At 74.4% G+C, this 20,351-nt stretch carries 23 protein-coding genes; 19 read left to right on the forward strand and 4 right to left on the reverse strand.

All coding sequences use genetic code 11. The annotated features are described in order from the left end of the window. Nucleotides 1-286: 286 nt before the first annotated feature. The 10 genes from hrcA to era all read left to right on the forward strand — a co-directional run bounded on the left by hrcA (nucleotide 287) and on the right by era (nucleotide 9,841). The gene (hrcA, locus tag ACFPK1_RS20505; protein ID WP_378022791.1) at nucleotides 287-1,306 is read left to right on the forward strand and encodes a heat-inducible transcriptional repressor HrcA; all 1,020 of its coding nucleotides are present in this window, start codon (nucleotides 287-289) and stop codon (nucleotides 1,304-1,306) included. 52 nt (nucleotides 1,307-1,358) lie between these two features. Then, a complete protein-coding gene (gene dnaJ / locus ACFPK1_RS20510) occupies nucleotides 1,359-2,516 on the forward strand; it encodes a molecular chaperone DnaJ (protein ID WP_378022792.1) in 1,158 nt (385 codons plus the stop codon). Further along, complete coding sequence (locus tag ACFPK1_RS20515) at nucleotides 2,513-3,268, forward strand: 16S rRNA (uracil(1498)-N(3))-methyltransferase (RefSeq protein ID WP_378022793.1); 756 nt, start codon at nucleotides 2,513-2,515, stop codon at nucleotides 3,266-3,268. The genes dnaJ and ACFPK1_RS20515 overlap by 4 nt, the downstream gene beginning before the upstream one ends. 17 nt (nucleotides 3,269-3,285) lie before the next feature. Beyond that, nucleotides 3,286-4,173, forward strand: a complete 888-nt coding sequence (locus tag ACFPK1_RS20520) for an alpha/beta hydrolase family protein (protein WP_378022794.1) — start codon at nucleotides 3,286-3,288, stop codon at nucleotides 4,171-4,173. A gap of 92 nt (nucleotides 4,174-4,265) precedes the next feature. After that, a complete protein-coding gene (locus ACFPK1_RS20525) occupies nucleotides 4,266-5,324 on the forward strand; it encodes a PhoH family protein (protein ID WP_378022795.1) in 1,059 nt (352 codons plus the stop codon). A gap of 26 nt (nucleotides 5,325-5,350) precedes the next feature. Further along, nucleotides 5,351-5,899, forward strand: a complete 549-nt coding sequence (gene ybeY / locus ACFPK1_RS20530) for an rRNA maturation RNase YbeY (protein ID WP_378022796.1) — start codon at nucleotides 5,351-5,353, stop codon at nucleotides 5,897-5,899. Next, on the forward strand, nucleotides 5,896-7,329 hold the full coding sequence (locus ACFPK1_RS20535) for a hemolysin family protein (protein WP_378022797.1): 1,434 nt from the start codon (nucleotides 5,896-5,898) through the stop codon (nucleotides 7,327-7,329). The genes ybeY and ACFPK1_RS20535 overlap by 4 nt, the downstream gene beginning before the upstream one ends. Beyond that, nucleotides 7,322-7,705: a cytidine deaminase gene (locus ACFPK1_RS20540; RefSeq protein ID WP_378022798.1), complete on the forward strand. Its 384-nt coding sequence runs from the start codon at nucleotides 7,322-7,324 to the stop codon at nucleotides 7,703-7,705. The genes ACFPK1_RS20535 and ACFPK1_RS20540 overlap by 8 nt, the downstream gene beginning before the upstream one ends. Beyond that, nucleotides 7,702-8,955, forward strand: a complete 1,254-nt coding sequence (gene lhgO, locus ACFPK1_RS20545; RefSeq protein WP_378022799.1) for an L-2-hydroxyglutarate oxidase — start codon at nucleotides 7,702-7,704, stop codon at nucleotides 8,953-8,955. The genes ACFPK1_RS20540 and lhgO overlap by 4 nt, the downstream gene beginning before the upstream one ends. Further along, entirely contained in the window at nucleotides 8,948-9,841 is an 894-nt protein-coding gene (gene era / locus ACFPK1_RS20550; RefSeq protein ID WP_378022800.1) for a GTPase Era, read from the forward strand. The genes lhgO and era overlap by 8 nt, the downstream gene beginning before the upstream one ends. An 11-nt stretch (nucleotides 9,842-9,852) precedes the next feature. Here the strand turns inward: era and ACFPK1_RS20555 are convergent, their stop codons facing one another. Then, nucleotides 9,853-10,215 (reverse strand): nuclear transport factor 2-like protein, encoded by a 363-nt coding sequence (locus tag ACFPK1_RS20555; protein WP_378022801.1) that lies wholly within the window; start codon nucleotides 10,213-10,215, stop codon nucleotides 9,853-9,855. A gap of 25 nt (nucleotides 10,216-10,240) precedes the next feature. On the opposite strand from ACFPK1_RS20555, the gene ACFPK1_RS20560 reads away from it, so the two are divergent. From ACFPK1_RS20560 to ACFPK1_RS20590, 7 genes are all read left to right on the forward strand, one after another. Then, nucleotides 10,241-11,005: an SDR family NAD(P)-dependent oxidoreductase gene (locus tag ACFPK1_RS20560; protein ID WP_378022802.1), complete on the forward strand. Its 765-nt coding sequence runs from the start codon at nucleotides 10,241-10,243 to the stop codon at nucleotides 11,003-11,005. A gap of 18 nt (nucleotides 11,006-11,023) precedes the next feature. Then, a complete protein-coding gene (gene recO, locus ACFPK1_RS20565; protein ID WP_378022803.1) occupies nucleotides 11,024-11,890 on the forward strand; it encodes a DNA repair protein RecO in 867 nt (288 codons plus the stop codon). 71 nt (nucleotides 11,891-11,961) lie between these two features. Beyond that, nucleotides 11,962-12,741 (forward strand): isoprenyl transferase, encoded by a 780-nt coding sequence (locus ACFPK1_RS20570; RefSeq protein WP_378022849.1) that lies wholly within the window; start codon nucleotides 11,962-11,964, stop codon nucleotides 12,739-12,741. Continuing rightward, nucleotides 12,738-13,148: a hypothetical protein gene (locus ACFPK1_RS20575; RefSeq protein ID WP_378022804.1), complete on the forward strand. Its 411-nt coding sequence runs from the start codon at nucleotides 12,738-12,740 to the stop codon at nucleotides 13,146-13,148. Before ACFPK1_RS20570 ends, ACFPK1_RS20575 begins: the two co-directional genes overlap by 4 nt. Before the next feature lie 101 nt (nucleotides 13,149-13,249). Beyond that, on the forward strand, nucleotides 13,250-14,245 hold the full coding sequence (locus ACFPK1_RS20580; protein ID WP_378022805.1) for a permease: 996 nt from the start codon (nucleotides 13,250-13,252) through the stop codon (nucleotides 14,243-14,245). Continuing rightward, nucleotides 14,242-14,994 carry a TIGR03943 family putative permease subunit gene (locus tag ACFPK1_RS20585; protein ID WP_378022806.1) on the forward strand — a complete coding sequence of 251 codons (753 nt, stop codon included), beginning with the start codon at nucleotides 14,242-14,244 and terminating at the stop codon, nucleotides 14,992-14,994. Before ACFPK1_RS20580 ends, ACFPK1_RS20585 begins: the two co-directional genes overlap by 4 nt. A 134-nt stretch (nucleotides 14,995-15,128) precedes the next feature. Continuing rightward, nucleotides 15,129-17,066, forward strand: a complete 1,938-nt coding sequence (locus ACFPK1_RS20590; protein ID WP_378022807.1) for a BCCT family transporter — start codon at nucleotides 15,129-15,131, stop codon at nucleotides 17,064-17,066. Between the two features lie 71 nt (nucleotides 17,067-17,137). Here the strand turns inward: ACFPK1_RS20590 and ACFPK1_RS20595 are convergent, their stop codons facing one another. The 3 genes from ACFPK1_RS20595 to ACFPK1_RS20605 form a co-directional block, all read right to left on the reverse strand. Continuing rightward, a complete protein-coding gene (locus ACFPK1_RS20595; RefSeq protein ID WP_378022808.1) occupies nucleotides 17,138-17,557 on the reverse strand; it encodes a Fur family transcriptional regulator in 420 nt (139 codons plus the stop codon). Further along, complete coding sequence (locus tag ACFPK1_RS20600) at nucleotides 17,554-17,865, reverse strand: ArsR/SmtB family transcription factor (RefSeq protein ID WP_378022850.1); 312 nt, start codon at nucleotides 17,863-17,865, stop codon at nucleotides 17,554-17,556. Before ACFPK1_RS20600 ends, ACFPK1_RS20595 begins: the two co-directional genes overlap by 4 nt. 68 nt (nucleotides 17,866-17,933) lie before the next feature. After that, nucleotides 17,934-18,239 carry a DUF6703 family protein gene (locus ACFPK1_RS20605; RefSeq protein WP_378022809.1) on the reverse strand — a complete coding sequence of 102 codons (306 nt, stop codon included), beginning with the start codon at nucleotides 18,237-18,239 and terminating at the stop codon, nucleotides 17,934-17,936. A gap of 105 nt (nucleotides 18,240-18,344) precedes the next feature. Between ACFPK1_RS20605 and ACFPK1_RS20610 the strand changes: the two genes are divergently transcribed. Together ACFPK1_RS20610 and ACFPK1_RS20615 are read left to right on the forward strand one after the other, a co-directional pair. Further along, nucleotides 18,345-18,677: an antibiotic biosynthesis monooxygenase gene (locus tag ACFPK1_RS20610; protein ID WP_378022810.1), complete on the forward strand. Its 333-nt coding sequence runs from the start codon at nucleotides 18,345-18,347 to the stop codon at nucleotides 18,675-18,677. Nucleotides 18,678-18,783: 106 nt separating this feature from the next. Further along, nucleotides 18,784-20,211 (forward strand): glycine--tRNA ligase, encoded by a 1,428-nt coding sequence (locus tag ACFPK1_RS20615; RefSeq protein ID WP_378022811.1) that lies wholly within the window; start codon nucleotides 18,784-18,786, stop codon nucleotides 20,209-20,211. The last annotated feature ends 140 nt before the right edge of the window (nucleotides 20,212-20,351 follow it).

Raw genomic sequence — 20,351 nt, forward strand, 5'->3', positions numbered from 1 at the left:
CGCCGCCCGACGCGGCGCCCGACGACGTCCGCGGGCTCGCCCTCGAGGCCCTCGCCCGGTGGCGCCGGGCCGGGGAGGACCCGCGCGCCGACCGCGCCCGCACCGACGTCGCGCGCGTCGTCGTCCGCAGCGTCGAGGGGATCCTCGCCGGCCGCTCCTGACCTGAGCCCGCGGGGCGCCACCTTGTTGACCCCGGGTGTCGCCGTCCCCCGGACGGCCGGGCCCGCCTCGCCTACCATGGACGGTCGGACCCGAGGGCCGACGGCAGGACGAGGAGGTGGGCGCGGTGAACGCCGAGGAGCGCCGCGTCGCCGTCCTGCGCGCGATCGTCGCGGACTTCGTGGCCACCAACGAGCCCGTCGGGTCCAAGGCCCTCGTGGAGCGCCACAACCTCGGCGTCTCGAGCGCCACGGTGCGCAACGACATGGCGGCGCTCGAGGAGGACGGCTACATCGCCCAGCCCCACACCAGCGCCGGGCGGGTGCCCACCGACAAGGGCTACCGGCTCTTCGTCGACCGGTTGCACCAGGTCAAGCCGCTCTCGGCCGCGGAGCGCCGGGCGATCACGACCTTCCTCGAGGGCGCGGTCGACCTCGACGACGTCCTGCGGCGCAGCGTGCGGCTGCTCGCCCAGCTCACCCGCCAGGTCGCGGTCATCCAGTACCCGACGCTGACCCGCTCGACGGTGCGCCACCTCGAGGTCGTGCGGCTGACGCCGGCGCGGCTGATGCTCGTGCTGATCACCGACACCGGGCGGGTCGACCAGCGCGTGGTCGACCTCGGCGACGTCCTCGACGAGGACGACGTCTCGCGGCTGCGTGCGCTGCTCAACAACGCGCTGGTCGGGCAGCCGCTGGCGACGGCGTCGGCGCGGATGTCCGAGCTCCCCGACGACGCCCCGGCCGGGCTGCGCTCGCCGCTGCTCAGCGTGGCCGCGGTGCTCATCGAGGCGCTGCTGGAGCGTCCCGAGGAGCGGCTCGTGCTCGGCGGCACGGCCAACCTCACCCGGGCGGGCACGGACGCCACGGCGCTGCGCGGCATGCTGGAGGCGCTGGAGGAGCAGGTGGTGGTGCTGCGCCTGCTCACCTCGGCGAGCGACCCCGAGACGGTCACCGTCCGGATCGGCGAGGAGAACGAGTCCGAGGACCTGTGGAGTGCCTCCACGGTGTCGATCGGGTACGGAGCGGGGACAACCGCTCTGGGTGGCATGGGTGTCGTCGGACCGACGCGGATGGACTACCCGAGCGCGATCGCGGCGGTGCGTGCGGTGGCCCGCTACGTCGGTGAGATCGTCGGGGGACGCTGAGCACCGCTGCGGGCAGTGCCGGCACGGATGAGAAGGACGGACGAGGACCAGCGTGGCGAAGGACTACTACGGAATCCTGGGTGTGTCCCGGGAAGCGGACGAGAGCGAGATCAAGCGGGCCTACCGCAAACTCGCCCGCGAGCTGCACCCCGACGTCAACCCCGACGCCGAGACCCAGGCGCGCTTCCAGGACGTCAAGAACGCCTACGAGGTCCTGACCGACCCGCAGAAGCGGCGCATCGTCGACCTCGGCGGCGACCCGCTGGAGAGCCGCGGCGGAGGCGGCGGCGGGGCCGGCGGCTTCTCCGCGGCCGGGTTCGGCGGCCTCGGCGACATCATGGACGCGTTCTTCGGTGCGGCGGGCGCCGGCGGCGGGCGCGGGCCGCGCAGCCGCGTGCAGCCGGGCGAGGACGCGCTGATCCGCATCGACCTCACCCTCGAGGAGTGCGCGACGGGCGTCGCGCGCGACCTCACCGTCGACACCGCCGTGCTCTGCGAGAAGTGCCACGGCGGCGGCGCCGAGCCGGGCACGCGCACCGAGACCTGCGACACCTGCGACGGGCGCGGCGAGATCCAGAACGTGCAGCGCTCGTTCATCGGCCAGGTCGTCACCGCCCGCGCCTGCCCGGTCTGCCGCGGCACCGGCGAGATCATCCCGAGCCCCTGCGCGCAGTGCGGCGGCGACGGGCGCGTGCGCTCGCGGCGCACCGTCACCGTGCAGGTGCCGGCGGGTGTCGGCGACGGCATGCGCATCCGGATGGCCAACCAAGGCGAGGTCGGCCCCGGCGGCGGGCCGGCCGGTGACCTCTACATCGAGGTCTCCGAGGAGCGCCACGAGTACTTCACCCGCGACGGCGTCGACCTCCACTGCCACGTCGGCCTGCCGATGACCGCGGCCGCCCTGGGCACCACGCTCCCGCAGCGCACCCTCGAGGGCGAGGAGGAGCTGACCATCGAGCCGGGCACGCAGCCGAACACCACGCTGACGCTGCGGGGCCGCGGGATGCCGCGCCTGCGCTCCACCGGGCGCACCGACGGGCGCGGCGACCTGCTGGTCCACCTCGACGTCAACGTCCCCGACCGCCTCGACGCCCGCCAGACCGAGCTCCTGCGCGAGCTCGCGGAGCTGCGCGGCGAGGAGCGTCCCGACCTCGCGGCGCACCGCAACGGCCTGTTCGGGCGCCGGCGCTCGGGCGGCCGCGCGCGGTGACGCACGCGGTCTCCGAGGCCTGGTCGCGGCCCGCGCTGTTCTGGGTCGAGACGGTGCCCGAGGGCGGCGAGGTGCTGCTCGAGGGCGCCGAGGGACGCCACGCCGCCGACGTGCGCCGGGTGCGCCCCGGCGAGGTCGTGCTGCTCGGCGACGGCGCCGGCACGCGGGCCCGGGCACGGGTCACCGAGGTGGGCAGGAGCCGGGTGACCACGAGCGTGCTGGAACGGCGCGCGGAGGACGAGCCGCCCCTGCGCATCACGCTCGCGCAGGCCCTGGTCAAGGGCGATCGCGCCGAGCTCGCCGTCGAGCTGGCCACCGAGGCCGGCGTCGACGCGATCCTGCCGTGGCGCGCCGACCGGTGCGTGGCGCGCTGGGACGACGGGGTGCGCGGCGAGAAGGCCCTCGCGCGCTGGCGGGCGACCGCCCGCGAGGCGGCCAAGCAGGCGCGCCGGGCCCGGGTGCCCGACGTCGCGCCGCCCGCCACCACCCGCGACCTCGCCGCGCGCGACGCCGACGCGGTGCTGGTCCTCGAGGCCACCGCCGCCGAGTCGCTTGCGGGCGTGGCGCTGCCCGAGCGCGGCGAGCTGGTGCTGGTCGTGGGCCCCGAGGGCGGCGTGACCGACGACGAGCGCGCCCTGCTCGCCGGCGCGGGGGCGCGCGAGGTGCGCATGGGCCCGGGCGTCCTGCGGACCTCGACCGCCGCCGCCGTGGCGCTGGGGGCGCTGGGCGCGCGGACCGGACGATGGGGGTGACGGCCAGCAGTTCGAGGATGGCGCGCCGATCGCTGCTGGGGGGCATCGTCGGGCTCGCGGGCGTCGCCGCGTGCGCCCGCGTCCCCACCCCCGTCGGCGACGTCACCGTCCCGCCGACCCAGCCCGGCACCCCGTCGCCGCGGTCGCTGCCCTACGGCCCCGACCCCGCGCAGTACGGGGTGCTGCACCTGCCGCCCGGCGGGCAGCGGGTCCCGGTGGTGGTCGTGGTGCACGGCGGCTACTGGCGCGCCGCGTACGGGCTCGAGCTGGGCACGCCGCTCGCGGTCGACCTCACCAACCGCGGCATCGCGGCGTGGAACGTCGAGTACCGCCGCGTCGGCGCGGGCGGGGGCTGGCCGACGACGTTCACCGACGTCGCCGCCGCCGTCGACCTGCTGCCCGACAGCGTGCAGAAGGCCGCCGACGGGCGCCTCGACCTCGAGCGCGTGGTGTTCCTCGGGCACTCCGCGGGCGGCCAGCTCGTCGGCTGGGCCGCGAGCCGCGAGCGCCTCGACACCGGGCGTCCCGGCGCGGACCCGCGGGTCACCCCGGTGGGCACCGTGAGCCAGGCCGGGGTGCTCGACCTCGTCGCCGGCGCGGCCGCGAACCTCGGCGGCGGGGCCGTCGTCGACCTGCTCGGCGGGCCCCCGGAGGCCGTCGCCGACCGTTACGCGCTGGCCTCGCCCGCCGCGCTCGTGCCCGCGCCCGCCCCCGTGGTCTGCGTGCACGGCGACGCCGACACCGTCGTGCCGCTCGACCAGTCGCAGCGCTACGTCGCCGCGGCCGGCGCCGCCCGCGGGGACGCCCGCCTGCGGGTGCTGCCCGGGGCCGACCACTTCGCGGTCATCGACCCCGCCCAGCAAGCGTGGGCCGCGGTGCGCGAGGAGGTCGAGGGTCTGCTGTGAGCGGCACCCGACCACCCGCGTGTGGGGGCTAGGATCGATGTGAGGGGGACGGACGGCCCCGATGTCGAGCAGGAAGCAGGACAGTTCAGCACGTGACCGGTGACGGAACCTCCCGGATCGTGGTGCCCGAGGCGGCGCTCCTGGCGCTCCTGGGCAAGCGCGACGAGAACCTTCGCGAGGCCGAGAGCCTGCTGGCCGCCGACGTCCACGTCCGCGGCAACGAGCTCACCCTCTCCGGCGATCCCGCGGACGTGGCGTTCGCCGAGCGGGTGTTCGCCGAGCTGGTGGTGCTCGCCAGCCGCGGCCAGCAGATCGACCCCGACGCGGTGCGGCGCTCGGTGCGCATGCTGCAGGACGACGACGAGGACGGCGACGGCGGCGGCACCTCGCCCGCCGAGGTGCTCAGCCTCGACATCGTGTCCCGCCGCGGGCGCACCGTCCGGCCCAAGACGCTCAACCAGAAGCGCTACGTCGACGCGATCGACGTCAACACCATCGTCTTCGGCATCGGCCCGGCGGGCACCGGCAAGACCTACCTGGCGATGGCGAAGGCCGTCCAGGCGCTGCAGGCCAAGCAGGTCAACCGGATCATCCTGACCCGGCCGGCGGTCGAGGCCGGCGAGCGGCTCGGGTTCCTGCCCGGCACGCTCTCGGAGAAGATCGACCCGTACCTGCGGCCGCTCTACGACGCGCTGCACGACATGCTCGACACCGACGCGGTGCCCAAGCTCATGGCCGCGGGGACCATCGAGATCGCCCCTCTGGCCTACATGCGCGGCCGGTCCTTGAACGACGCCTTCATCATCCTCGACGAGGCCCAGAACACGACGCCGGAACAGATGAAGATGTTCCTCACCCGCCTGGGCTTCAACTCGAAGATGGTGGTCACGGGCGACGTCACCCAGGTCGACCTGCCGGGTGGCTCGACGTCGGGCCTGCGGGTGGTCCGCGAGATCCTCGACGGCGTCGACGACGTCGAGTTCGCGGAGCTGACCTCGCACGACGTCGTGCGCCACCGCCTCGTCGCCGACATCATCGACGCGTACGGCCGCTACGACGCGGCCCAGCAGCGACGCCCCCAGGCCGTGTCGAGCGCCCCGCGCACCGGCCCGCCGGTGGGGCCGCGCAACCGCGAGCGACGAGGTCGATGAACTCTCCGGATATCGACGGGAACCCCATGAGCATCGAGATCGCCAACGAGTCCGGCGTCGAGGTGGCGGAGGGCCCGATCGTCGAGGTCGCCCGCTACGCCCTCGACCGCATGGGCGTGAGCCCGCTCGCCGAGCTGTCGATCATGCTCATCGAGCTGGAGCCGATGGCCGAGCTGCACGAGCGCTGGCTCGACGAGCCCGGGCCCACCGACGTCATGTCGTTCCCCATGGACGAGTACGACTCGGCGCGGCGGCCGGACGCGCCGTCGTCGGGGCCCGCCCTGCTCGGCGACATCGTGCTGTGCCCCGCGTTCGCGGCCGACCAGGCGGCCGCCGCCGGGCACGGCCTCGACGACGAGCTGCACCTGCTGACCGTGCACGGCGTGCTGCACCTGCTCGGCTACGACCACGCCGAGCCCGACGAGGAGCGCCAGATGTTCGGGCTGCAGGCCGAGCTGCTCGCCGACTGGCGGTCCCGGCGCGCCGCCGCGGCGCGCACCGCACGCGACCGCGCCAAGGACGACCGGCTGCTCGGCACGGTCGGGCTGGACGAACCGGGGAGCGCCCCGCAGTGACCCCCGGGCTCGTCGGCCAGCTCGTCGCCGCGATCCTCCTCGTCCCCCTCGCGGGCGTGTTCGCGGCGGCCGACGCGGCGATCTCGTCGGTGTCGCGCGCCCGGGTCGACGGTCTGGTCCGCGAGGGCGCCGGCGGGGCCAAGTCGCTGGCGGCCGTCGTCGCCGACCGTCCGCGCCACCTCAACCTGCTCATGCTGCTGCGGCTGGCGTGCGAGGCATCCGCGTCGGTGCTGGGGGCGTTCGTGGCCCTGCAGCTCATCGGGCCGGACTGGCTCGCGCTGCTGGTCGCCGCGCTGGTCGTGGTGCTCGTGTCGTACGTGCTCATCGGCGTGGGGCCGCGCACGCTGGGGCGCCAGCATCCCTACGGGCTGGCGCTCTCGGTGGCCGGCCCGGTGCGCGTGCTGGCGCGGCTGCTCGGCCCGCTGGCCTCGCTGCTCATCGTCGTCGGCAACGCGATCACGCCCGGGGTCGGGTTCCGCGAGGGCCCGTTCTCCTCGGAGGTCGAGCTGCGCGAGCTGGTCGACATGGCCGAGCGCGGCGGGCTCGTCGACGACGACGAGCGGGCGATGATCCAGTCGGTGTTCGACCTCGGCGACACCCGCGTCCTCGAGGTCATGGTGCCGCGCACCGAGATGGTGTGGATCGAGCGCGAGAAGACGGTGCGCCAGGCGCTGGCCCTCGCGCTGCGCAGCGGCTACTCGCGCATCCCGGTGATCGGCGAGAACGTCGACGACACCGTGGGCGTGGTCTACCTCAAGGACCTGGTGCGGCGCTCGGTCGACGAGGGGGACACGCAGCGCAGCGGAGCTGGACCATCGGGGTTGACGCCGCCGGACCGGTCGGGGGCGGTCGGCGAGCTGATGCGCCCGGCGCAGTTCGTGCCCGACTCCAAGCGCGCCGACGCCCTGCTGCGCGACATGCAGCGCGACCGCAACCACATGGCGCTGGTCGTCGACGAGTACGGCGGCACCGCGGGGCTGGTGACCATCGAGGACCTGCTCGAGGAGATCGTCGGCGAGATCACCGACGAGTACGACGCCGCCGAGCACCGCCCGCTCGAGCACCTCGACGCCGCGACGTGGCGGGTGGCCGCCCGCCTGCCGGTGGAGGACCTCGAGGAGGCCACCGGCGTCGAGTTCGACGTCGAGGACGTCGACACCGTCGGCGGGCTGCTGGCCCAGCGCCTCGGGCGCGTCCCGCTGCCCGGCGCCGAGGCCGAGATCTCCGGCTTGCGCCTGCGGGCCGAGGGCGGCGAGGACGGCCGCGGACGGATGCGGATCCGCAGCCTGCTGGTGTGGCGCCAGCCCGGCGAGGAGGCCGAGCCCGCCCCCGCCGAGGACGACCGGGCGACGACAGGCGACGATGCGCGGCGCACCGAGGGCGACCTGGCCCAGACCGGCGCCCGCGACGGAAAGGACGACCGTGGCTGACGCTGCCGCGCTCACGGAGCCCGTGGCCCCCGACGCCCTCGACGCCGAGGACGCCAAGATCGTGACGCTCGCCCGCTCGGCACGGGCCCGCACCGGAGCCGCCCACGGCGCCGCGGTGCGCGACAGCGACGGCCGTACGTACGCGGCGTGCACCGTGGGCCTGCCCTCGCTGTCGCTGACCGCGCTGCAGGCCGCGGTCGCGGCGGCCGTGGCGGCCGGTGCGCCCGGGCTCGAGGCCGCCGCCGTCGTCGGCGTGGACGACCTGGACGGCGGGTTCGACGACCCGGGCCTCGCGGCCGTCGCCGAGGTCACCGCGGGCGCGACGGTGCTCGTCGCCGGTCCCGACGCGGCGTCGGTGCACCGGGTGGCGTCGTGACGCTCCCGGCCGCGCCCAGCCCGCGCCACGACGTCGTGGTGGTGGGCGGGGGGATCGTCGGGTTCGCGGTGCTGCACGAGCTGCTCGCCGCGGGGCACACCTCGGTCGCCCTCGTCGAGCGCGAGCACACCGCGGGCACGCACCAGACCGGCCGCAACTCCAACGTCATCCACTCCGGGTTGTACTACGCGCCCGGCTCGCTGAAGGCCCGCCTGGCCGTCGAGGGCTGCGCGGAGACCAAGGCGTTCTGCGCCGAGCACGACCTGCCCTGGCAGGAGTGCGGCAAGGTCGTCGTGGCCACCGAGGCCGACGAGCTGCCGCGCATGGCCGAGCTGGTCCGCCGCGGGCGGGCCAACGGGGTCGAGGTGCACGAGCTCGACGAGGCCGGGGTCCGCGAGCGCGAGCCCGCCGTCGCCGCGATCGCCGGGCTCTGGGTGCCCTCGACGGGGATCTGCGACTACGGCGCGATCACCCGGCGCCTCGCCGACCTGGCCGCGCAGCGCGGCGCGGTCCTGCACACCGGCCGCGCGGTGCGCTCGGTGGCACGCCGGCGCGACGACGTCGTCGTGCACACCGACCGCGGCGACCTGCTCGCCGGCCAGGTCGTGGTGTGCGCGGGCCTGCGCTCCGACGAGATCGCCCGCGCGTCGGGCTTCGACCCCGGCGTGCGCATCGTGCCGTTCCGCGGCGAGTACTCCGACCTCGTCGGCCCGATCGGCGAGAGCGTGCGCGGGCTCGTCTACCCGGTGCCCGACCCGGCCTTCCCGTTCCTCGGCGTGCACGCCACCCGCGGCGTCGACGGCTCGGTGCACGTGGGCCCGAACGCCGTGCTCGCCCTGGCCCGCGAGGGCTACGACTGGCGGACGCTGCGCGTGCGCGAGCTCGCCGGCACGCTCACCGACCCCGGGTTCCTCACGCTCGCCGGCAAGCAGTGGCGCTACGGGCTGGGCGAGATGCACCGCTCGCTGTCGCGCCCCGCGATGGCCGCGGCGGTGGCCCGGATGCTGCCCGGCGTCACCGCCGACGACCTGCGCACGCCGCACGACGTCGCCCGCCGGGCCGGGGTCCGCGCCCAGGCGATCCGGCCCGACGGGTCGCTGGTCGACGACTTCCTGTTCGTGCAGGACGGCGCCCCGGCCGACGGGCCGAGCGTGCTGCACGTGCTCAACGCCCCGTCGCCGGCGGCGACCGCGGCGCTGCCGATCGGGCGCGAGATCGTGGCGCGGCTGGAGGGGAAGTCCGTTGCCTGACGAGGACGGTTTCCGCTCGGGGTTCGCGTGCTTCGTCGGCCGGCCCAACGTGGGCAAGTCGACGCTGACCAACGCGCTGGTCGGGCAGAAGGTCGCGATCACGTCGTCGCGGCCCCAGACCACCCGCCACGCGATCCGCGGCGTGGTGCACCGCGACGACGGCCAGCTCGTCCTCGTCGACACCCCCGGCCTGCACCGCCCGCGCACGCTGCTGGGGGAGCGGCTCAACGACGTCGTGCACACGACGTGGGCCGAGGTCGACGTCATCGGGTTCTGCGTGCCCGCCGACCAGCAGATCGGGCCCGGCGACCGGTTCATCGCCGCGGAGCTGGCGAAGGTGACCGCGACGACCCCGCTGATCGGGATCCTGACCAAGACCGACCTCGTGCGCCCTGAGGTGATCGCGGAGCGGCTGCTCGCGCTCGAACAGCTCGCCGAGTTCGCCGAGATCGTCCCGGTGTCCGCGTCGCAGGGGCACCAGGTCTCGCTGCTGGCGGACCTCCTGCTCGCGCGCATGCCCCCCGGCCCGCCGCTCTACCCCGACGGCGAGCTCTCCGACGAGCCCGAGACGACGCTGATCGCCGAGTTCGTGCGGGAGGCCGCGCTCGAGGGCGTGCGCGACGAGCTCCCGCACTCGCTGGCGGTGGTGGTCGAGGAGATGACGCCGGGCAAGGTGCTCACCGTCCGCGCGGAGATCTTCGTCGAGCGCGACAGCCAGAAGTCGATCGTGATCGGCAAGGGCGGCGCGCGCCTCAAGCAGGTCGGCACCGAGGCCCGCCGCCAGATCGAGGCCCTGCTCGGCGAGAAGGTCCACCTGGACCTGTTCGTCAAGGTCGCGAAGGACTGGCAGCGCGACCCCCGCCAGCTCCGGCGCCTCGGCTTCTAGAAGCCCCCACCTCACGCGAGGAGTGCGAACAGCCCCGCCAGTTGCCCGGTGTCGACGTACTCCTCGATCCGGGTGACGAGCCCGCCCTCGACGTGGATCGCCAGCGCCGCGGGCGCCCGCAGCGCCGACCCGTCCGGCAGGGTCCCGACGATCACGTACTGCGCGAAGCCGTCGCCGGTGCGCACGTCGGTCATCGTGAAGTCGGGGACCTTCTCGCGGATGGCGCGCAGGGTCGCGAAGGTGTCCGGGATCGTCGGCGCCTCGACCTCGTCGAAGGAGTGCCAGGTGACCGCGCCGGGCGCGAACAGGCCCTCGGGCTCCGCGGAGGACGTGTCGGCCAGGGCGTCGAGGACGCGCCGTTCGATTCCGCTCATGGCCTGATCGTCCTACGTTCGCAGCATGCAGCGATACCGGGACAAGGTCGCCCTGGTGACCGGCGGCGCGTCGGGCATCGGCGCCGCGATCGGGGCGAGGCTGGTGGCGGAGGGCGCGTCGGTGGTCCTCCTCGACATCGACGAGGTCGGCCTCGGCCGGCAGCAGGGCGCGGAGACGGTCGTCGCCGACGTCACCGACTCCACGCAGGTGGCGGGCGCGGTCGCCCACACCGTCGAGCGGTTCGGGCGCCTCGACGCCGCGTTCAACGTCGCCGGCTCGGCCCGGTTCGGCACGGTCGTCGACGGCGACGAGGAGGACTGGCGCTGGACGGTCGACCTCGTCCTGCGCGGGGTCTACCTCAGCACCCGGCACGAGGCGCGGGTGATGGCGCCGGGCAGCGCGATCGTCAACATCTCCTCGCTCAACGCCCACGTCCCGCTCTACGGCGCGTCGTCGTACGCCGCGGCGAAGGCGGGCGTCGAGATGTTCACGAAGAACGCCGCGCTGGAGCTCGGCGACCGCGGCATCCGGGTCAACGCGATCCTCCCCGGACTCATCCGCACGCCGCTGACGGCGGGCTTCATGGACGGCGGGCCGATCGAGAAGGACTTCCTGACGCGGATCGTCGCCGCCCGCGCGGGGGACCCCGACGAGATCGCCGGGCCGGCGCTGTTCCTCGCCGGCGAGGACGCGTCGTACGTCAACGGCACGAGCCTCGTCGTCGACGGCGGCTGGGAGATCACCAACTACCCCGATCTGCGGCCCGTGGTGAACGCACCCGCGCCCTAGGGGTGCGACCATGAGGCCGTGGGCTTCTATCGCGACACCGGGGTGGTGCTGCGGCTGCAGAAGCTCGGCGAGGCCGACCGGATCGTCACGTTCCTGACCCACCGCCACGGCAAGGTCCGCGCGGTCGCCAAGGGCGTGCGGCGCACGAGCTCGCGGTTCGGCGCGCGGCTGGAGCCGTTCGGCCACGTGGACCTGCAGCTGCACACCGGGCGCAGCCTCGACATCGTCACCCAGGTCCAGACCGTCGACGCCTTCGGCGGCGGGCTGACCGGCGACTACCCGCGGTACACCGCGGGCTGCGCGCTGCTCGAGACCGCCGACCGGCTGACCTCGGAGGAGGGCGAGCCGGCGCGCGAGCTGTTCCTGCTGCTCGTCGGTGCCCTGCGCGGGCTCGCCGGCGGCACCCGCGACCCCTACCTCGTGCTCGACGCCTTCCTGCTGCGCGCCATGGTGATCGCGGGCTGGGCGCCGGCGATCACCGAGTGTGCGCGCTGCGGCGTCGAGGGCGCGCCGTACCACCGCCGCTTCTCGGTGCCGGCCGGCGGCGCGGTGTGCGACCACTGCCGCCCGTCGGGGGCGATCGTCCCGTCCGAGGAGACCTGGCGCCTGCTCGAGGCCCTGCGGGGCGGCGACTGGGGCACCGCCGAGGGCACCGACACCGCCGCCCGCCGCGACACCGCCGGCCTCGTCGCCGCCCACCTGCAGTGGCACCTCGAGCGGACCCTGCGCTCGCTGCCGCTGGTCGACCGCCGCGGCGGCGTCCCGCGCGTCGACCTCGCCGCGCCGGGTGACGTGGAGATCGCCGACGAGTCGAGCGAAGGGCACCTTCGCCCCGACGAGCCGACCGAGGGTGCCCTTCGCTCGGATCCGGGAGTGACGCTGTGAGCCCCCGCCTGCGCCCCGACCGCGGCCGCACGTCCGGCCGCCGGCTGCGGGGCCGCGACGACCCGACGGTGATGCCGCCGACGCCGCATCCCAGCGGCGCCACCCCGCCCGACATCCCCCGCGAGCTGGTGCCCAATCACGTCGCGCTGGTCATGGACGGCAACGGGCGCTGGGCCAACCAGCGGGGCCTGCCGCGCATCGAGGGCCACCGCCAGGGCGAGGGACAGCTGCTCGACGTCGTCCGCGGCTGCATCGACATCGGCGTCAAGTGGATCTCGGCCTACGCGTTTTCCACGGAGAACTGGCGGCGCAGTCCCGACGAGGTGCGCTTCCTGCTCGGGTTCAACCGCGACGTGATCCGGCGGCGCCGCGACGAGATGCACGCCATGGGCGTGCGGGTGCGCTGGTCGGGGCAGCGGCCGCGGCTGTGGCGCAGCGTGATCAAGGAGCTCGAGGCCGCCGAGGAGCTCACCCGCGACAACGACGTCGTCACCCTCACCATGTGCGTGAACTACGGCGGACGCGCCGAGATCGTCGGCGCCGCGAAGGAGCTCGCGCGCCGTGCGGCCCGCGGCGAGATCGACCCCGAGCGCATCGACGAGAAGGCGCTCGCGCGTCACCTCGACGAGCCCGACATGCCCGACGTCGACCTGTTCCTGCGCAGCTCGGGGGAGCAGCGGACGTCGAACTTCCTGCTCTGGCAGTCGGCGTACGCCGAGATGGTCTTCCTCGACACGCTCTTCCCCGACTTCGACCGCCGCCACCTCTGGGAGGCGTGCGAGATCTACGCCCGGCGCGACCGTCGCTACGGCGGCGCGATGGACCGCTCGGAAGGGACCGGTACCTCGTGAGCCGTGAGGCCGCCACCACCGCCGGACTGCTGATCACCGCGCGGGAGGCGATGGAGCAGTTCGTCGACGTGCACGTGGACGACGACGGCGCGCTGTCCTTCCGCCATGCCGGCGTGCCGTGCGCGATCCAGGGCGTCGAGCTGGTCGAGGGGCTCGCCGTCCTGAGCCTGACCTGCGTCGTCGCGTGGGACCTCGCGGACCCCGAGACGCCGCGGCGGGTCGCCGAGCGGGCCGGTCAGGGGCTGTTCGGGACGCTCGGTGCGGTCGCCACCGAGCAGGGGTGGGACGTGACCCTGCGCTACGCGTTCCCCGCCGAGGGCCTCGCGGTCGGGCCGCTGGGCACGCTGCTCATGCTCGTCGTGTCGACGGCGGCGCAGGTCCGGGAGGACCTCGTCCCGGAGGCCTGAGCGCCCGCTCCGCCGTCCGCCGTCCCCATCGGCCGTTCGCCTCCACAGCATCTCCGACGGCTCCTCGGCACCGATCGGGACGGCTGGAAGCATCACGCCCCGTGAGCTCCCCGCGACCGACCACGACCACGCGCGGCTCGGCGTCGCTCGTCGTGCTGTGCGGGGTGCTCCTCGTGGCCACGGCGCTGCAGGGCCCGCTGGTGCGCCTGCTCGACGTCGGCCTCGTGCGCACGGCGGCCACCGTGTTCGTCGCCGTCTGCGTGCAGGCGCTGCCCTTCCTGGTGCTGGGCACGCTGCTCTCCGGGGCGCTCGCGGCGTGGGTCTCGCCGGCCGTGCTGCGCCGCGTGCTGCCCGCGCGCCCGGCGCTCGCCGTGCCCGTCGCCGGCGCCGCCGGGCTGGTGCTGCCGGGGTGCGAGTGCGCCTCGGTGCCGGTGGCCCGCCGCCTCGTCGCGCAGGGCGTGCCCGAGGCCGCGGCGCTCGCCTTCCTGCTGGCCGCGCCGGCGATCAACCCCGTGGTGCTGGTGTCGACGGCGGTCGCGTTCCCCGATCACCCCGAGATGGTCGGTGCCCGCCTCCTCGGATCGGCGGCCACGGCGGTCGGCGTCGGCTGGCTGTGGACGCGGTACGGGCGCGCGGAGTGGATCGCCGCGCGGGTGCGCCGGCCGCCGCCGGACGACGGCACGCCGCGGTGGGCGGTGTTCACCGAGACCGTGCGCCACGACGTGGTCGACGCCGGCGGGTTCCTCGTCGTCGGGGGCCTCGCCGCCGCGGTGATGACGGTGGTCGTGCCCTCCTCGTGGCTCGACGGGCTGGCCGGGCACCTGATGCTCGCCTGCGCGGTGATGGCGCTGCTCGCCGTGCTGCTGGCGCTGTGCAGCGAGGCCGACGCCTTCGTGGCGGCGTCGCTCTCGACGCTGCCGCTGCTGCCCCGCCTGGTGTTCCTCGTCGTCGGGCCCGCCGTCGACGTCAAGCTCGTCGCGCTGCAGGCGGGCACGTTCGGGCGGGCCTTCGCGGCGCGGTTCGCCCCGCTGACGTTCGCGGTCGCGGTGACGTGCGCGGTGGGTGCGGGGCTGCTCGTGCTCGGGGGCGCGCGATGAGCCGCGACACCCAGCACGTGCTGCTGGTGCTGGTCGGCGGGGTGCTCGTCAAGATCGTCCTCGACGGGTCCTACCTGCGCTACGTGCGTCCCTGGTCGGCGGTCCCGGTGCTCGCCGCCGGCGTCGTGCTCGTCGCCGTCGCCGTGGTGGCGATCGTGCGCGACCTGCGGGGACGGGCGACCGCCGACGGCCACGGGCACGACCACGGGCACGACGGCCACGCCGGGCCGGCGGCGTGGATGCTCGTGCTGCCGGTGCTCGCCCTGCTGCTCGTCGTGCCGCCGGCGCTGGGCTCGGCGGCCGTCGGCGGGGTCGGTTCCCGCGCGGCTCCGGTCGCGGAGGTCACCGGCGACCCGCTGCCGGCGGGCGACGCGCCGACCCTCGGGCTGCTCGACGTCGTGTCGCGCGCCGCGGCGGACCCCGACGGCCCGCTGACCAGCCGCGACGTCACGGTCACGGGCTTCCTCGTGCCCGCCCGGGACGCGCCACCGGGGGCCGCCCCGGTCGACCTCGCGCGGCTCGTGATCACCTGTTGCGCGGCCGACGCGTCGACCGTGCGGGTCCACCTCGCGGACCCGCTGGGGCACCTGCGCGACGTGGGCCCGGCCGTCGACGGGGGCGATCGCTGGGTGACGGTGCGCGGGCGGGTCGTCGCCGGGACGGGGACGGCGGCCGACGCCCACGTGCCGACACTGACGGTGACATCGTCGTCGCTGGTTGCCACACCCGAACCGGTGTACGAATACTGACCCGACACGCGGCGCACCGACAGCAAAGGGCCGAAAGCGGGAGGAACACGCCGCAACCAGACGTACACTCGGCCACCGCTGACGATCCGGAGAGGAGGGGCGTCTCTCGAGGCCTTTGGGAGGCGCGACTCGCCATGACACAAGATCTCTCATCACCGCCGGGACAGCCGGCCGGATCGTCCGGTGGTGAGCCGGACGTCCCCGCCACGAGCGCCGCGGACCGCAAGCACGGCACCGACTGGGTCGTCTTCGGTGTCGGGGCCGCGCTGGCCGTGATCTTCGTGGCCTGGGGCGTCATCGGCACCGAGAGCCTCAGCAACGTCTCGAGCGCCATGCTCAGCGGCGTCATCCGCGGCGGTGGCTGGGGTTTCATCCTCGCCGCCACCGGCTTCGTGGTCTTCGCGCTGTGGCTGGCGTTCAGCCGCTTCGGCCGCATCCGGCTGGGGCGTGACGACGAGCAGCCCGAGTTCAGGACGGTCTCCTGGATCGCGATGATGTTCAGCGCCGGCATGGGCATCGGGCTGATGTTCTACGGCGTCGCCGAGCCGCTGTCGTTCTTCACCGAGCCGCCGCCCGGCTCGGTCATGCCCGGCGACCAGGTGGGCGCGCTGAACACGGCGATGGCCACGTCGCTGTTCCACTGGACCCTGCACCCGTGGGCGATCTACGCCGTGGTCGGCCTGGCCATCGCGTACTCGACGTTCCGCAAGGGCCGCCGCCAGCTGATCAGCTCGGCGTTCATCCCGCTCATCGGCGAGAAGGCGGCCAACGGCGCCGTCGGCCGGGTCATCGACATCATCGCCATCTTCGCCACCATCTTCGGCTCCGCGGCCTCGCTGGGACTCGGCGCGCTGCAGATCGGCGGCGGCCTCGACGCCACGGGCTTCCTGCCCGGGGCGGGCAACGAGGTCCTCGTGCCGCTGATCATCGTGCTCACCGCGGCGTTCGTGCTCTCGGCCGTGTCCGGCGTCGCCAAGGGCATCCAGTGGCTGTCGAACATCAACATGGTGCTCGCCGGCATCCTGGCGCTGTTCGTGTTCGTCGTCGGCCCGACGGTGATCATCCTCGATCTGCTGCCCACCGCGGTCGGCGCGTACATCGGTGACTGGGCCGAGATGGTCGGGCGCACCGAGGCCACCGGCGGCGAGGCCATGCTCGAGTGGCTGAGCTCGTGGACGGTCTTCTACTGGGCGTGGTGGATCTCCTGGACGCCCTTCGTCGGCATGTTCCTGGCGAAGATCAGCCGGGGCCGCACGATCCGCCAGTTCGTCGGCGGCGTGATCCTCGTGCCGAGCCTCGTCAGCCTCGTCTGGTTCTCGATCTTCGGCGGCACCGCGATCAGCCAGCAGCAGGCGGGTCTGAACCCGGCGGCGGCCGACACCGAGACCCAGCTGTTCGCCGTGCTCCAGGCCTACCCCTGGGCCACGTTCACGGGCCTTCTGGTGATGGTGCTCGTGGCGATCTTCTTCGTCTCCGGTGCCGACGCCGCGTCGATCGTCACCGGCACGCTGTCGCAGCGCGGCACCGACGAGCCGTCCCGCTGGGTCGTGATCTTCTGGGGCTCCGTGATGGGCGCCGTCGCGATCATCATGCTGCTGGTCGGCGGCGAGGACGCCCTGTCCGGCCTGCAGAGCCTCACCATCCTGGTCGCGGCCCCGTTCGTCGTGATCATGGTGTTCCTCTGCGTCGCGTTCATGCGCGACCTCAACCACGACCCCGTGATCCTGCGCGAGCGCAAGGGCCTCGAGGTCATGGAGCAGGCCATCGACCACGGCACCGACAAGCACGGCGAGGACTTCTACCTGAACGTGCAGGCCTTCCCCACCACGAAGGCACGCCAGCGGGCTGCCGGGGAGTCGGGCGGCCCGACGTACGCCGAGGTCTACGGCGTGCAGGACCCGTTCTCGACGGGGGAGACCCCGGTCGTGCCCGCGGACCCGGAGGAGGCCCGCGCCAAGGCCCGGGCGCGCTCCGTGCCCAAGGACGACGACCCGGCCGGCACCGAGATCGTCGACACCGGTCCCGGCGCGCGGGCGGAGGCGGCCGGACGTCCGTCGGCCGACCGCGAGTAGCTCAGCGCTGATCCCGCGAGCCGGGTCCCCCACCGGGGGCCCGGCTCCCGGCGTGTCCGGGCGCGCCGCCGTCAGCCCGCGCGGCAGGCGGCGCAGATGCCGAGGATCTCCACCGTGTGCGAGATCTCGGCGAAGCCGTGCTGGGCGGCGACGCGGTCGGCCCAGTGCTCGACGGCGGGGCCCTCGACCTCGACGGTCTTGCCGCAGACGCGGCAGACCAGGTGGTGGTGATGGTGCTCCGAGCACCGGCGGTACGACGCCTCGCCGGTGCCCGTGCGCAGGACGTCGATCTCGTCGGCGTCGGCGAGGGCCTGCAGCGTCCGGTAGACGGTGGTCAGCCCGATGCCCTCGCCGCGGCGGCGCAGCTCTTCGTGGATCTCCTGCGCGGAGCGGAAGTCGCGCAGCTCGTCGAGGAGCCCGGCGATCGCGGCGCGCTGCTTGGTCGCGCGCAGCCCGGGCACCGAGGGTGTGCGCGAGCCGGAAGCCGTCACGACTCCTCCTCCACGTGCGCGACCGCGTCGACGACGATGTGTGCGAGGTGATCGTCCACCAGGCGGTAGACGACCTCGCGACCCCGTCGGTCGCCGCGCACCACGCCGGCGGCCTTGAGCACGCGCAGGTGCTGGCTGATCAGCGGCTGGGTCACCGCGAGGGCGTCGACCAGCTCGTGGACGCAGCGCGGCGAGTTGCGCAGCTGCAGCACGATGGCGATCCGCACCGGCGCGGCCAGTGCGCGCAGCAGGTCGCCCGCCGCGACGAGCGCCGCCGAGCCGGGGGTCTCCGGGCCGGGCGCCGGCAGGTCGGCCGCGGTCTCGTCGTGGACGTGCGCGGGCGGCGACACCGCGCTGCGGCCGACCTGGGGCGCGCTCACCGCAGCACCAGCCCGACCGCGATCGCGACGAGCACCACGAGGACGAGCACGCGCACCGTCCTCTCCCCGGCCCCGAGGCGCGGCCACGTCGCGGCCAGCAGCCCGGCGACCCCGAGCGCCAGCGCGCCGAGCAGGACGGCGCCGACGACGCCCCCGACGATCACGCCCACCGCGAAGACGACGACCACCACGGCGAACACGGCCACCGCGGGCACCCGCGACAGGGGCCCGTCGCCGGGCACCGCCCGGCCGCGCCGTCCCGTGAAGGGCGAGCGCGCCCCTCCCGGTCCCCGACCGCTCACGGCTGCCTCCCGGCTGTCGGCCTCCCGCTGCCCCGGGCCTGCAGCCCGGTGCGCCATCTCCCGATAATGGTATCCGTTGTCGACGCACGGGGGAGGACGCCCGGGATGCTGCTGGTCTGCCGTTTCGCACCGGCCGCCGCGGAGACGTCCGCGTTCCTCGCGCGGGCCCGCCGGGCGGTCGCGCTGCTCGCCGCGCAACCGGGCTGCGAGGGCGTCGACCTCGGGCGGGCGATCGAGGAGCCGGGGAGCTGGGTACTGGTCGCCCGCTTCGACTCCGTGACCGCCTACCGCCGCGCGCTGCAGCCCTTCGACGTGCGCGAGCACGTGGTCCCGCTGCTCTCCGAGGCCCGCACCGACGAGCCCGCCGCGCACGAGCGCGCCCTCGTCGCGGGCCCCGAGGGCGTCACCGAGCACCCGAGCCTGCTCACCGACCGCTGAGGCCCCGACGGGTCGGGCGCCGGTGGACGGCCGCCGGCGGCCCGCTCGCTACGCTGGGTGCACCAGCGCGACCGTGCGATCCCCCTGCGATTCCCGGAGTACCACCGTGCCCACCCCCACCGGCAGCGCCCGTATCGAGACCGTGGTCAACCTCTGCAAGCGCCGCGGCTTCGTCTTCCCGTCCGGTGAGATCTACGGCGGTACCCGCTCGGCGTGGGACTACGGCCCGCTCGGTGTCGAGCTCAAGGACAACATCAAGCGCCAGTGGTGGAAGTCGATGGTCACGGGCCGCGAGGACGTCGTCGGCCTCGACTCGAGCGTCATCCTGCCGCGGCAGGTGTGGGTCGCCTCGGGCCATGTCGACGTGTTCACCGACCCGCTGGTGGAGTGCACCAACTGCCACCGGCGCTTCCGCGCCGACCAGCTCGCCGAGGACTTCGCCGAGCGCACCGGCGGCCCGTCGCTGGAGTCGGTCGACGCCGAGGGCAAGGTCGGCTACGACCTCTCGACGGTGCCGTGCCCGAACTGCGGCGTGCGCGGCGAGTACACCGCGCCGCGCGAGTTCAACATGATGCTCAAGACCTACCTCGGCCCGGTGGAGTCCGAGGAGGGCCTGCACTACCTGCGGCCCGAGACCGCCCAGGGCATCTTCGTCAACTTCGCCAACGTCATGTCCGCCGCGCGCAAGAAGCCGCCGTTCGGCATCGGCCAGATCGGCAAGAGCTTCCGCAACGAGATCACGCCGGGCAACTTCATCTTCCGCACGCGCGAGTTCGAGCAGATGGAGATGGAGTTCTTCGTCGAGCCGGGCTCCGACGAGCAGTGGCACCAGTACTGGATCGACGAGCGCACCCGCTGGTACACCGACCTGGGCATCGCCGCGGACAACCTGCGGCACTACGAGCACCCGAAGGAGAAGCTCTCCCACTACTCCAAGCGCACGGTGGACGTGGAGTACCGCTTCCAGTTCAACGCCGGCCAGGAGTGGGGCGAGCTCGAGGGCATCGCGAACCGCACCGACTTCGACCTCACGACGCACACCAACCACAGCGGCGTCGATCTGAGCTACTACGACCAGGCCACCGACTCCCGCTACCGCCCCTACGTTATCGAGCCCGCCGCGGGCGTCGGCCGCCCCATGATGGCGTTCCTGCTCGAGGCCTACACCGAGGACGAGGCCCCGAACGCCAAGGGCGGCGTCGACAAGCGCACGGTGCTGCGTCTCGACCCGCGCCTCGCGCCGGTGAAGGCGGCGGTGCTGCCGCTCTCGCGCAACGCCGACCTCTCGCCGGTCGCCCGCGACGTCGCGGCCACCCTGCGCAAGCACTGGAACGTCGAGTTCGACGACGCCGGCGCCATCGGCCGCCGCTACCGCCGCCAGGACGAGATCGGCACCCCGTTCTGCGTCACGGTCGACTTCGACTCGCTCAACGACCAGGCGGCCACCGTCCGGCACCGCGACGCGATGACCCAGGAGCGCGTGGCCCTCGACCAGCTCGAGTCCTACCTCGCCGCCCGCCTGGTCGGCTGCTGAGGCCCGGGGTCTCGCGCAGCGAACGGGTATCTCGCTGCTTCTAGGCGTTCGAACTCCCCGTTCGCGACCGCGAAGCGGGCCTCCTCCGTTCGCGAGCGGGGACTTCGCGCGCGTAGAAGCAGCGAACAGCGCGTTCGCTG

It is taken from the genome of Actinomycetospora rhizophila, assembly GCF_042657905.1.
GTDB lineage: Bacteria > Actinomycetota > Actinomycetes > Mycobacteriales > Pseudonocardiaceae > Actinomycetospora > Actinomycetospora rhizophila.

Excerpts from the sequence above, each read along its gene's own strand:
- ACFPK1_RS20555 (WP_378022801.1), bottom strand. The coding sequence starts at position 10,215 with ATGAGCGGAATCGAACGGCGCGTCCTCGACGCCCTGGCCGACACGTCC.
- ACFPK1_RS20610 (WP_378022810.1), top strand. The coding sequence starts at position 18,345 with ATGCTGCTGGTCTGCCGTTTCGCACCGGCCGCCGCGGAGACGTCCGCG.
- ybeY (WP_378022796.1), top strand. The coding sequence starts at position 5,351 with ATGAGCATCGAGATCGCCAACGAGTCCGGCGTCGAGGTGGCGGAGGGC.
- ACFPK1_RS20560 (WP_378022802.1), top strand. The coding sequence starts at position 10,241 with ATGCAGCGATACCGGGACAAGGTCGCCCTGGTGACCGGCGGCGCGTCG.
- ACFPK1_RS20585 (WP_378022806.1), top strand. The coding sequence starts at position 14,242 with ATGAGCCGCGACACCCAGCACGTGCTGCTGGTGCTGGTCGGCGGGGTG.
- ACFPK1_RS20570 (WP_378022849.1), top strand. The coding sequence starts at position 11,962 with ATGCCGCCGACGCCGCATCCCAGCGGCGCCACCCCGCCCGACATCCCC.
- ACFPK1_RS20590 (WP_378022807.1), top strand. The coding sequence starts at position 15,129 with ATGACACAAGATCTCTCATCACCGCCGGGACAGCCGGCCGGATCGTCC.
- ACFPK1_RS20520 (WP_378022794.1), top strand. The coding sequence starts at position 3,286 with ATGGCGCGCCGATCGCTGCTGGGGGGCATCGTCGGGCTCGCGGGCGTC.